Here is a 12,358-nt window from a genome sequence, read left to right on the forward strand (position 1 = left end):
CAATCCCGGGCTTTCGATGTCACACCTTCCAGGGTTGCGTCGTTTCCCTCTTTCAGAATGACGAATCGGGCGACCTGTTAACCGAGAGAGCGAAGCGCGGTTAGCCTTTACTGGGTACTCACGATTTCGTTGCGCGGCACAGACTCTCAGAGACGGCTCTCAGACTGTCTCGGCCGCGCTTCTCGACCGGCACAGCGCTACCCCCGCCGCGCTGCTCTTCTCCACGCGGGGCCAGTGCCCTCGAATTGGATTCCGGACCGAGAAGACAGTCCGAGGACACGCCCGCGCTGACAGCCAACATGAGGAGCGAGTGCACTGCTCATCGCATCTTGAGCACCACTCGGAAGCGGGCGTGGTTGCTCATCATTCGCTCGAAGGCCTCGCCAGCGCGCTCCAGGGGAAACACCTCATTCTGGGAGCGCACACCCGTGAGCGCGCTGAAGTCCATGGTGTCCTGCGAGTCCTGGGGAATGCCGCTGGGCCAGCCCTGGACGCGCTGGCGCTTCATGATGAGTTGCTGGCTGGTGACGGGAATGGGCTCCGCGCCCGCGCCCAGTAAGAGCAGGACGCCGTCGCGGCCCAGGCCGCCAATCATGTCCGCCACCAGGCTGTTGCTCGACGCGGTCATCATGATGACGCGCGCGCCGCCCAGGGCCTGGAGCGCCTTGCCCACCTCGCCCTTCTCCGTGTCGATGTATTCATGGGCGCCCAGCTCCGTCGCCAGCTTCCGCTTGTCCGCCCCGCGCGAGATGGCCACGGTGCGGTAGCCCAACTTGCGCGCGAACTGGATGGCCAGGTGCCCCAGGCCGCCAATGCCTTGCACCGCCACCAGGGAGCCCGGCTTCGCGCCCATGTTCCGCAGGGAGTTGAACGTCGTCACGCCCGCGCACAAGAGCGGCGCGGCGTCCTCGGACTTCATACCGTCCGGGACTCGGGCCAGGGCCTCCTGGGGCGCGAGCATGTATTCGGCGTAGCCGCCGTCGTAGCTGATGCCGCAGATCTGCTGGAAGTCACAGGTGACGAAGTCGCCCACGCGGCACGCGGGGCACTGGCCGCAGTGGCCCCCGTGCCAGCCCACGCCCACGTGCTGGCCCGCCTTCCACGCCGTCACCCCGGGCCCCACCTTGTCAATGCGGCCCACCACTTCATGGCCGGGCACCCGCGGGTACTGAACGGGCATCCACCCCTCCTTGGTAATCGCATCGCTGTGGCAGACGCCACACGCGTCCACGGCGATGAGCACCTGTCCGGAGCCAGGCTCGAGGACATCCCGCCCCACGACTTCGAGCGGGCCCTTCGCCTGCTTCACCTGCACTGCCTTCATCTTCCTGGCCATCGCGCCCTCCCCCATGGGTGTGAAGAACGCAGGTGAATATGGGCAGGCCCCGAAGTGAAGACGACAGGCCAGATGGAGTTGAGGCGGCGTCCATGCGGGCGGCCGCCTCCATGCCGGTGTTGCTCAGTGGCGGGTGAGGGTGGCAGGGACCGGCCACGGCGAATGGGCCGTCGCCCCTCAGACGGCAGAGAGTCGAGCGCTCCCGCGACCTCCGTGCCCTGTGCCTACCCAGAATTCGGTCGCTGCGGCATACGTGCGTCAAAGCCCTATTCGGCAGCGCGTCAATGCGAGTGAGCGACATCCCGGCGCGACTATCGCCAGTCGCCTTGTCGGTCATCAATCCAGCCATGAGAGACAAGGCAAACAGAGAACCTATTACACATCCCGCCGAGCGATCTCCAAGAAGTTATGAACAAGGGCCGAACGGCTGGATTTCGGGTAAACAAGAGCAAGTCGTGCAACCGGCCGTGCGTCGCTGATATCTCGGTAGCTGACGCCCTCCAGGGCAAGTTGACGCATTGACGCCGGGACGATTGAAACCCCCTGGCCAGTTGCGACGAGCGAAAGGACCGATGCGATTTGTGGTGCGGATTGTCCCACGCGCAGCTCGAAGCCAGCCGCAGCGCAAGCCCTCACTGCGGCGTCAAACAAATCTGGGCCGTTCATTCTCGGCGTGAGGATGAATAGCTCCTCACGCAAGCTTGCGAGGGCCACAGGGCCCGAGGCCGCCATGGGCAACGCGGGGTGTCCAGCCGGAAGCGCAACAACCATCGGCTCATCGGGCCATGAAACTACGTTCATCTCAACCGTGTCGATTCCAGAGGGGCGCATAAACGCGAGTTCGAGACTCCCCTCGTGTAGTGAGGCCCCAAGAGACGCGCTGTTATTCTCATTAAGGGTCAGCTCGACCTCGGGATAACGGTGGCGAAATGCCCGAATTGCTCCTGGAACGACAGGGTTAATCGCCGCTGAACTCGTGAAGCCAATGCGGAGCACCCCTGTTTCGCCACGTCCAGCACGTTGTGCCTCCCGGATAGCCACGGCCACCTGCACGGGAAGGGAGTGCACTGCCGCATGAAAGGCCCTGCCCGCCTCGGTCAACTCCGCACCATGCGACATTCGGCGAAAAAGCGGGGTACCCACTTCTTCTTCAAGGTCACGAATCTGCTGGCTGAGCGGCGGCTGACCGATCCCCACGCGAGCGGCCGCTCGCGTGAAGTTTCGCTCCTCGGCGACCGCCAAGAAATATCGGATATGCCTTAATTCCATGGTAGATCCAAAACAGATAGCTCTAGGCCCTACAATATATTGGACAGATGACCCGTCAAGAGACACGTTCACCCCAGTGACTGCTCTTCTTCATCAGCGAGTGGAGACAAATCTCCGCTCCCTTTCAGCTCAAGACTTCCCCTGCTACTTGGACGCGGGTTCGCGCTCGAAGTCTCGTCTGCCCCGGCAGTACTCACAGTGCCGCCCGCCTTGACCGCAAGGACGTTGGCAACCATGCGCATTGCCAGCACAGCACTTTCGCCCCTCTGCATCCATCCAGACTGACGCCTATCTCCTCCAGAGGGGAGGTAGCCGCCAACCGCCCCTACAGAACGCCCCAGACTCTAGAAGTCACTGTTCGCGACTCACACCCAAGAACAACGACTGCAGGACCCAGCGTCTGCAGCAGTGACAGTCTGCTTGGCCGAAGAACTCATTCAAGCACTGGGGAGTGCTTCGAGGCTCTAGCCAGAACAGCCCTTGGCAAACTCGCGAGCCACGTCCACTCGAGAGCCGCAGCGGACGGGACCGCGCGGAACACAGCGCCGCCACGTCCACATCAACAACTGGCACCACTCCCGCCCCTATCACACCCAAACACAGAGCCATCCAAGCATATCAACCACCAAGAAAACACCATGCAGAAACCCCACACCAACCATCATCACGGGCTCCTTCAAATCCACATTGCCGTATTACTCGCGGGCGGCGCGGGCCTCTTTGCCAAACTCCTCACAATCAGTCCCATGGCACTCGTCTCAGGCCGCACAACATTCGGATGCCTGGCGCTCCTGATTGCTGCCATACTGACCCAAACAAACCTCCGCCTACATGGATTCAAGGACCTGGGAGCCCTAGCCCTCTCAGGTGCAATCCTAGCCACCCACTGGTTTACATTTTTTCTCTCAATCCAAGTATCCACCGTAGCCATCGGACTACTGGCGTTCTCAACATTCCCTCTATTCACCACCATCCTCGAACCCATCATCTTCAGCGAACGTCTACACCGTCGCGACGTCGTCACGGCAACTACCGTGACAGTGGGATTGGTGCTCGTGACGCCGAGCTTCGATTTCAGCAACCATCTGACTCAGGGACTGCTGTGGGGAATTCTCTCCGCATTCACCTTTGCCGTACTGTCGCTCCTAAGTCGCTCCTATACCCATAAATACTCCACCATCAGCATCTCGCTCTATCAGCAGGGCTTTGCCGCACTATGCTCGCTGCCCCTCGCCCTGCAGTGGGAAGGTACGCTTACAGGTCGCGACCTGATACTGCTCTCCATCCTGGGAGTGGTGTTTACCGCGCTAGGACAAGGCCTTGTGGTGGCAAGCCTACGACATCTACGAGCAAGGACGACGAGCGTGGTGTTCAGCCTGGAGCCGGTCTACGGAATCTTGCTCGCGTGGCTCATACTCAGAGAAGTACCTAGCACACGGACGCTACTAGGCGGTGCTCTCATTTGCGGCGCCGTCGTGTGGGCCTCACTCAACCAAGGCAAAGCCAATGCGCACGCCTAATTGGTGATTCCGAGTGGTCTGCTCCCCAATTTTCGGACCAGCTGAAGAGTGAGAGAGTCCTCGCGGCCAGGAGGTAGGTCGGTCGTGAGGAAGAGCAGGTTTACCGAGGAGCAGATGGTCCGCATCCTGCGGGAGGCGGAGGCGCCTGGGGCCAGCGTGGTGGAGGTGGCCCGGAAGCACGGCGTCGCCGAGCAGACGCTCTACCGGTGGCGGCAGAAGTTCGGCGGCATGGAGGCAAGCGACGCGACGCGGCTCAAGGAGTTGGAGAAGGAGAACGCGCGGCTGAAGAAATCGTCGCTCCTGCTTCTGCTCGGTGGAGAGATGGCGAGGCTGCCATGCCATGAGAAGTCCTGCTCACGAACTCAACAGCCTCGCCCTTAACGTCACTCCCTGAAGCTCATTAGGAGTTGGACAGACTGTGCCATCAACCAGGCATACGTCGGAGGATGGTCCATGAGAGACTGCTCATCGCGCCTTCATCATCGTGAAGGAGTCGATGAACGACGCACCAGCACATACGCTGCCGGCAGCCCCACCAGCACCAGGACGGTGGAGAGGGACAATCCTCCCAGCACGGTGATGGCCAGCGGGCGTTGCAGCTCGCCCCCTTCACCCAACCCGAGTGCGAGTGGAACAAGCCCCAGCAACGTCGCCAGCGTCGTCATGAGAATGGGACGCAGGCGCACGGCGGTGGCGCTCATGATGGCCTCGCGAGTGGGCAGTCCCGCGGCGCGGCCCTCCTCCGCCCGGTCGAGCAGGAGGATGCCGTTCTTCACCACGAGCCCCACGAGCAGGATGCATCCCATCAACGAGGAGATGTTGAGCGGCGTGCCCGTGAGCCGCAGGCACGCGACGCCCGCGGAGAGGGCCATGGGGACCGCGCCCAGGATGAGCAGCGGGAGCACGACGCCACGGAAGTGGAAGGTCAGCACCAGGAAGACGCCCAGCGTCGCCAGCAACAAGACGAGCACCATGGCTCGGAAGGACTCGCGCTGACTCTCGCGCTGGCCCCCCAGCCGCACCTCCACGCCCACGGGCGGCGTCAATGTCGCGAGCCGCGCCTGGACATCCGCGGTGACACCGCCCAGGTCTCGAGATGCCAGGCGCCCTGTCACGGCCACCAATGGACGCAAGTTGTCGGACAACAGCTCCGCCGGCTCACACCGCTGATGCAGTCGCACCACCTGCATCAATGGAACAACCAGCCCTGAAGCGGTCCGCAACCGCAGATGCTGGAGCACCTGGGGGTCCAGGCGGTCGGCGTCGTGCAGCCGCACGCGCACGTCCACCTGCCGCCCCTCGCGTGGGATGGCTCCCACGACTTCCCCCAGCAACGCGGTGCGGACCTGTGTCGCCACGTCCCGCGCCGTGAAGCCCAAGCGGCCCGCTTGGACGAGGTCCACTTCCAGGTGGGCCTCGGGCGTGCATCCCGCGACACCGTCGAACAGGTCCGTGAGGCCGCGGATGCCTTGGAGCCGCTCGGCCACGCGCGGCCCGAAGTCCCGCAGCACCTGGACATCCTGTCCCAGCAGCATCACCTCGACGGGGTCCGGCGCGCCCTCCAGGTCGGAGAGCACGTCCTGCAGCAGCTCGACGAACTCCAGGCGGACACCCGGGAGGGCGGATTCCGCACGAAGGCGCGTCTCTTCGATGATGTCCGGCCCAGGGCGCTTCCGATGGGGAGCCAGCGACACGGTCAAGTCACCGCGTGACGATTCCGTGGCCGCCGGAGGCCCCAGCTCCGCGCCCAGACGCCGGCTGGTACCCACGACTTCGGGAATCGCGGCCACCACTTCTTCCAGCGTCCGACCCAGCCGGTCTGCCTCCGCGACCGAGGTACCCGTCGGCGTGAAGTAGTCCACGACGAAAGCGCCCTCATCCAGCTCCGGGAGGAAGCCGGTCCCCACGCCCCGGCCCACCATCGCCAGCAGCAGGGTGATGAGCCCCACCCCGGCGACGAGCAGCCCCGGACGCTGGCTCCACTGCTCGCGCAGGCGCTTCGGGACGGAGGGCGCCGACGCGTGCGGGGCGCCTCGCGCGACGAGCAACCAGCCGCACAGCAGCGGGGTCAACGTGACGGCCAGCAACAGGGAGAACAGCACCGCGGCGCATAGCGTGAACGCGAGCGCGGAGAAGAACTGGCCGGACACGCCGGGCAACAACGACAGCGGCGCGAAGACGACGACCGTGGTGAGCGTGGAGTTGGTGACGGGCCAGGCGATTTCGCGCAGCGCCTCCGCGGTCGCAGTCCACCGCTCCGTCCCCGCCGACACCCGGCGGTACACCGCTTCCACCACGACCACGGCGTCGTCCACCACCAACCCGATGGCGACCGCCAGTCCGCCCAGCGACATGAGGTTCAGCGTTCCCCCCACGAGCCAGAGCGCGCCGATGGTCATCGCCAGGGTAGCGGGGAGCACCACGGCCGTGGCCGCCATGGCCCGCCAGGAGCGCAGGAAGAGCCCGACCACCGTGAGCGTGAGCAGCCCCCCCAGGATGACCTCGTCACGCACGTGGGACACGGACCGGGCGATGAACCCCGCTTGGTCATAGGAGAGCGCGACATCGATGCCCGGGGGCAACCGGGTCCTCACCTCCTCCACCCGCGCGTGAATCTCCCGCGCCAGGGTGACGGCATCCGCGCGCGGACTGCGGCCCACGTTGACGAGCACCGCGGGTTGGCCGTTCGCATAGGTCCGTGTGAGCCGGTCCGCATGCCCCTCCTCGACTCGCGCGACATCTCCCAGGCGCACCGGCGCCTCGGGCGTGCCCCCCACCACGAGCGTCGACAGCAGGTCCGGGGACTCCACCGGTCCCTCCACCACCACCAACGCCTGCTGGTAACGGACGTCCACCCGGCCCACCGGTTCGAGCATGAGCGCGCTGCCGACGCTGGTCGACAGCGCGGGCAGGTCCATCTTCTCCTGCTCCAGTTGCCGCGCGTCGACGGCGATGGTCAGCTCGCGCACGTCGCCCCCGAGCACGTCCACACGTCCCACGCCCGCGAGGCCCGCCAGTCCAGGGCTCAGCGTCCGCAGGGCGAAGTCGCGCAGCCGGGCCGGGTCCGCTGTTCCCGTGACGGCAAGGGTCTGGATGGGGAAGGAGGATGGCGTCAGCCGCTCGGCGGCAAGCGTCACGTCGGGCGGCAGCGAGGCCCGCACCTCCGCGAGCCGGGCGTTGACGAGCCCCAAGGCCCGGTCCATGTCCGTGCGCGAGTCGAACCAGAGGGAGGTCTCAGAAGCCGCGCGGATGGTCCGGGAACGAACCCGCCGCACGCCAAGGACCGTGGACAGTCCCTCCTCCACCGGGCGCGTCACGGAGAGCTGCATCGTCTGCGCGCTGGCTCCGTTCAACGTCGCCGCGACGACGATGCGAGGGAAGGACACCTCCGGGTAGAGCCCGCCAGGGAGCCGCGTTGCGCCGAGCGCGCCCGCGAGCGTCAGGGCCGACAGCAACACCACCACTCCAGGCGCGTTGCGGCGAAGCAGCGCCAGCCACGTCACCGGACGACCTCCACGCCAGCATCATCCGGCAGGGAATAGCCTCCCTCCACGACTACGGATTCCCCCACCGTGAGCGGTCCCGCGATGATGGCCCGTCCTTCGTCCTCGGACGCCACGCGGACGGGCACCGTGTGGACCCGCCCTTCCTCGACCCGGGCGACGCCAACACCGCCATCCCCAAGGGGAAGCAGCGCGGAGGACGGCACACTCAGCGCCGGGCCCAGGTCCTCCAGGACGATGTGGGCTCGCGCGGCCGCGCCCAGGCGCAGGTCCCCGCTCGGGTTGGCGAAACGCAGACGGACCAGCACATTGCCACTCTGCGAGTCGACGGAGGGCGCCACCGCGGCGACCTCACCTTCACGAACTCCGGCAAGCCCGTCGACGAAGAGACGTGCGCGTTGGCCGGGCGCGACCGACGCGGCTTGCGACTGGGTGACGAACACGCGCAACTCCAGCGGGTCCGTCGCCGAAATCTGGACCACGGCGGGCGTCGAGCCATCCACCATCTCGCCCTGTCTCACCCATACCGTCGTCACGACCCCGTCGAAGGGAGCCTGGAGCGACGTGCGCCCCACGCCGCGCCGGGCCAACTCCAAGGCACTCCGGGCGCGCACCTCGGCAGCACGTGCGGCGGCCTCCGCACTCTGGTCCTGCTCCGCGTCCTGACGGGCCGCGACCCCACGCTCGACCAGGAAAAGGGTACGCGAACGCTTCTCCTGCGCGGCCTCGAGCGCCGAAGTGGCTTCGTGCAGCGCGGCCTCCGCCTGCTGGAGTTCGGCGATGGCGGGCCCCGTGTCCACCTGGGCGAGGACATCCCCCGCCCGCACCCGGTCACCCTCCGACACACGCAGCAACGACAACCGGCCGGGCACCGGGGGCGCAAGCCGGACTTCACGCCCTGGCGGAGCGGACAGTACACCCGTACCCCAGAGACCACGCACGTCCTGCCCCAAGGCCACGGGAGCAACGCGGACACGCGGCAACGGCAGAGGGCGCTCCTCCGAGGGCGGCCGCCGACAGCCCGTTCCGAACGCAAGGAGGCAGGCGAGTAGCGCGAATCTAAGGCGCATCGAGCGGAAACCCGACAGCGAGTTCGAGGTCAGCAAAGGCGGACTGGGCGGCGAAGGTGGCCTCGATGGCCTGGGTCCGCATGTCCGTTGCCGCCTGGAGCGCCACATTGAGCGCCACCCGGGGGCTTCGGCCCGCCAGATACGCCTCCAAGGCCATGCGCTCCGTCTTCTCCACGGCGGGCAGAATCTCCTCCGCGTAGCGCGCCATGCCCGCGAGTGCGGCGGCCAACCGCGCGTGGGTGGAAACAAGCTCCGTCCGCCGGGAGCGCTGGTCCTCGTTCTGACGAGCACGCGCGGACTCCAGGGCGGCCGCGGCGCGAGCCGTTTCGCCCCGGCCCAGTCCGGGGAGGGAAAGGTCCAGGTCGAGCGCACCGCGAAGGAAGGCATTCCGCCCTCGCGGGCCATCCGCCTCCACGGAGACTCCCACCGTCGGGACGGGCCAACGTTCACGCCGTGCCGCCCGCAGCGTCGCTTCGGCCGCCGCCACCTCTGCCTGGCGCGCCTCGCCGGCAGGAGACACCGCACCGAGCGCGAGCACCGAGTCCAGTTCCACCAAGGGCGGCGGCCGCGCATCCACGGGCGCCAGCACCACGCTGGGCTCCCTGCCCAACAACAAGGCCAGTGCCGCCGACGCGGCGACCAGGTCTCCCCGCAGGGTCAACAGTTGGACTTCCGCGGCGCCACGCGCGATGCGGGCCTGGATGAGCTCCAACTCTGGAGCCGCCCCGCTTTCGAAGAGCAACGCGGCGGCGGCCTCCGACTCACGCGCGAGCGAAAGCGCCCGGGCGGACGCCTCCACGAGCTGGTGGGCGCGCAGGAGCGAGAAGTAGTGACGCCGGGTATCCGCCCGGACCGCGGCCTCACTCGCGCGGCGGTCGTCCGTGACGCTTCGCGTCGTCAACTCCGCGGCGAGAATGCGTGCCGCACGCGCCCCTGGAGGCGGAAGCTTCTGCGTCAAGCCCACCGCCCATCGCGGGTCATTGCCGCCGCCCCACAGCGACAGGGTCAACGGAGCGAAGGTCCGCGCAAGGGCCTCGTCCCCCTGGGCAACAGCCTCCTGCGCACGGGCCTGAGCAAGCGCGGGGGCCCGTCCTCGGGCCGCGAGGAACGCTTCGCGCAGCGTGAGCGGCTCCCCCAAAGGGGCGAGGCCACAGACCAGCAGCACGGTAGCGACGGTGGGAGACATTCCTCTCTCTGGCGAGACGAACGCCAGAGAATATGGCACCCTCATTCACCGCCATCCCCCCCACATGCACGTACTATCCGGCAGCATGTGATGCACTGCCCTGAAGTGTGGGAGGGAGTGTCTGGTCGGTGATGCTGACGCAACTCCGGCGGGGTGTTCGCGATAATCCCCACGAGTTCGTCCATTTCAATTTCGAGAGGCCCACCATGGGTTTCGATATCCGCAAGACCCTCAACTCTGCCCGCGCCAACGTCCAGAAGGTAGCCAAGGACGTCCAGAAGACCGTCGAGGACAACAAGGGGCTCATCAAGGGCGCCACGGCGGTTGCCACCCAGAGCGCGAAGGCCTTCGGGTACGGCAAGGATGCCTTCCAGCAGATCAAGAACATCAAGAACGGCGCCGAAGGACTGCTGACCGGCAACAACCGGGCGTTCGTCAGCAACCCCACCTACGCTGCGGGCGAGTTCAAGGGCCTGACCAAGTTGGGCGCCGGAATGAAGGCCGCCGCGCGCTACGCGGGCATCCCTGGCGCGGTGATGTCGGGCGCCACGGCCGTCAAGGACATCCGCCAGGCCATCCGCACCGGTAGCAAGGACGACATCATCACCGCCACGCGCTCGACGCTCGACGCGACCAAGGCGGGCCTGTCCGCCGCGACGGGCGGCATCGTCGGCGGCAAGGTGATGGGCGGCGTGCTCGGCGGCACCGTCTTCAAGGAGAAGCTGGAGGCCGGCAAGAAGGCCGTCGACGCCTTCAAGAAGACGCTCCCCAACGCCAGCGACGACGTGCTCAAGGCCGTCAAGTCCGCCGCCACCAAGGGCATCTTCGAGAGCGGCACCGCGAAGGGCGTGGGCCAGGCCGTCAAGTCCGCCGCAGCCGAGACGGCGAAGGCAACCAGCACCCTGGCCCAGGGCCTGACTGGCAGCGGCACGCGCCAGGCCGCCAAGGCCGCGCTGAAGACGGCGGGCAAGGAGGCCGGTGAGGCCGCCCTCAAGCAGGGCGCGAAGGCCGCCGCCGGCACCGCCGCCAAGGCGCTGGGCCGGTTCGCCCCGGGCGTCAACGTGGCCATCGCCGCGGTCGACGTGGCCAACGCTGGCGCGACGCTGATGGACAAGAACGCGAGCACGGGCAAGAAGGTGACGTCCGTCATCACCGCGGTGGGCTCGGTCGCCGCGGCCACCAACATCCCGATTGTCAGCCAGGTGGGCGCCGCGGTCTCCACGGTGTCCAGCATCGTGGGCGCCTTCTTCTAGAGCAGCGCCCCACCCTTCGGGGTTTGTCAGAGCGGCTCGGCTGGACTATGCCCTGGTCCATGCCGAGCCGTCGCTTTTCCCCCCATTGGCGCGGGCGCTGGCAAGCCTATCTCCCGGGAGCATTCGTGAGCCGCAAGCAAGGGACGCAAGGACCAGGTCATGGAGTCGAGCGCCTCCTGAAGATGAGCCCGGTGGCGAGCCTCGTCTCCGCCAAGGCCCTTGAGCTCCCCACCGTGCAGGCGCCCTCCCTGGAGGGAATCTCGGTGCGGGTCCCCACCCCGGACGACCTGACCGAGGAGGACCTGCTACGCGCCTTCCACGAGAAGCGCCGCGCCCTGGCGACCTCGCGCGAGCGTCAACCCGGCGAGTCGCTGGAGCTGGGCGACGAGGTGCGGCTCAACATCGTGGGCTACTCCGACGGTAAGCTCATCCCCTTCTCCGCGCGCTTCGGCATGACGACGGAGCTGGCCCCCATCGAGGCCCTGCCTGGATTCAGCGAGGCCGTGGCCGAGGGTGCCAAGGTGGGCCAGTCCCTGCAGATTGCCCTGGAGCTGCCGGACACGTACCCCGTGGAGGCGCTCCAGGGGAAGCCCGCGCGCTTCCTGGTGGACGTCCTCGCCGCCCACGAGGTGACGCTGCCCCCGGAGAGCGCCCCCGCGTTCCTTGAGAAGCTCGGGCTGGGCGGCACGCTGGGCGAGGTGATGACCCACCTGCGCGACGAGTTGGAGGACGCGGCGGCGTCACAGCTCTGGGTCCAGGCGCGGGACATGGTGCTGGACGAGTTGGCCCGGCGTGCTCCGGTGGAGCTGCCTCGCGCGCTGGTGGACGAAGAGCTGCGCCGCCGCTGGGTCCAGGCCGAGGGCCAGGGCATGCTCGAGCACCAGTTCGACGTCGACGAGCAGAGAGAAGCGCTCGAGGGCTGGCTCACGGACCCCACCACGCGCGCGGACGCCGAGCGCCGGCTGCACATCGGTATCGTGCTGAAGGCCGTCACCGAGGAGCACAAGCTTCAGCTCACCCCGGAGAAGCTCGATCAGTTGGTGCGCGACCAGGTGGAGCCCTTCGGGCTCACCGCTGCGGATGCGCACGCCGCCCTGCGCGAGTCGCCCGAGACGACGAAGCGACTCACCGAGATGGGCTGGTACCTGCTCGCAGTGGAGCACGTCATGAACAAGGCGAAAGTCACCTTCGAGGGCTCCGAGCAGGAGGGCTGAGGGCGCC

Annotated in this window: 8 protein-coding genes and 1 pseudogene; 4 read left to right on the forward strand and 5 right to left on the reverse strand. The window is 67.1% G+C overall.

Annotated elements, in window-relative coordinates; genetic code table 11:
- Positions 1-319: 319 nt before the first annotated feature.
- Both BHS09_RS31560 and BHS09_RS31565 read right to left on the reverse strand, forming a co-directional pair.
- Positions 320-1,336: an alcohol dehydrogenase gene (locus BHS09_RS31560; RefSeq protein ID WP_140799870.1), complete on the reverse strand. Its 1,017-nt coding sequence runs from the start codon at positions 1,334-1,336 to the stop codon at positions 320-322.
- A gap of 375 nt (positions 1,337-1,711) precedes the next feature.
- Positions 1,712-2,605 carry a LysR family transcriptional regulator gene (locus BHS09_RS31565; RefSeq protein ID WP_140799871.1) on the reverse strand — a complete coding sequence of 298 codons (894 nt, stop codon included), beginning with the start codon at positions 2,603-2,605 and terminating at the stop codon, positions 1,712-1,714.
- Positions 2,606-3,243: 638 nt separating this feature from the next.
- On the opposite strand from BHS09_RS31565, the gene BHS09_RS31570 reads away from it, so the two are divergent.
- Positions 3,244-4,125, forward strand: a complete 882-nt coding sequence (locus BHS09_RS31570; RefSeq protein ID WP_140799872.1) for a DMT family transporter — start codon at positions 3,244-3,246, stop codon at positions 4,123-4,125.
- 84 nt (positions 4,126-4,209) lie between these two features.
- Positions 4,210-4,416: pseudogene (locus BHS09_RS31575) on the forward strand (transposase); the annotation flags it as partial.
- Positions 4,417-4,604: 188 nt separating this feature from the next.
- Here BHS09_RS31575 and BHS09_RS31580 read toward each other — a convergent pair.
- The 3 genes from BHS09_RS31580 to BHS09_RS31590 form a co-directional block, all read right to left on the reverse strand.
- Positions 4,605-7,628: an efflux RND transporter permease subunit gene (locus BHS09_RS31580; RefSeq protein ID WP_140799873.1), complete on the reverse strand. Its 3,024-nt coding sequence runs from the start codon at positions 7,626-7,628 to the stop codon at positions 4,605-4,607.
- Positions 7,625-8,569: an efflux RND transporter periplasmic adaptor subunit gene (locus tag BHS09_RS31585; RefSeq protein ID WP_161605185.1), complete on the reverse strand. Its 945-nt coding sequence runs from the start codon at positions 8,567-8,569 to the stop codon at positions 7,625-7,627. Before BHS09_RS31585 ends, BHS09_RS31580 begins: the two co-directional genes overlap by 4 nt.
- A gap of 118 nt (positions 8,570-8,687) precedes the next feature.
- Positions 8,688-9,884, reverse strand: a complete 1,197-nt coding sequence (locus BHS09_RS31590) for a TolC family protein (protein WP_161605186.1) — start codon at positions 9,882-9,884, stop codon at positions 8,688-8,690.
- A 206-nt stretch (positions 9,885-10,090) separates the two neighbouring features.
- Here BHS09_RS31590 and BHS09_RS31595 point away from each other — a divergent pair, with 206 nt between their 5' ends.
- Positions 10,091-11,137: a hypothetical protein gene (locus BHS09_RS31595; RefSeq protein ID WP_140795121.1), complete on the forward strand. Its 1,047-nt coding sequence runs from the start codon at positions 10,091-10,093 to the stop codon at positions 11,135-11,137.
- Between the two features lie 182 nt (positions 11,138-11,319).
- The gene (locus BHS09_RS31600; RefSeq protein ID WP_140799876.1) at positions 11,320-12,351 is read left to right on the forward strand and encodes a trigger factor; all 1,032 of its coding nucleotides are present in this window, start codon (positions 11,320-11,322) and stop codon (positions 12,349-12,351) included.
- The last annotated feature ends 7 nt before the right edge of the window (positions 12,352-12,358 follow it).

This window comes from Myxococcus xanthus (assembly GCF_006402735.1).
GTDB classification, from domain to species: domain Bacteria; phylum Myxococcota; class Myxococcia; order Myxococcales; family Myxococcaceae; genus Myxococcus; species Myxococcus xanthus_A.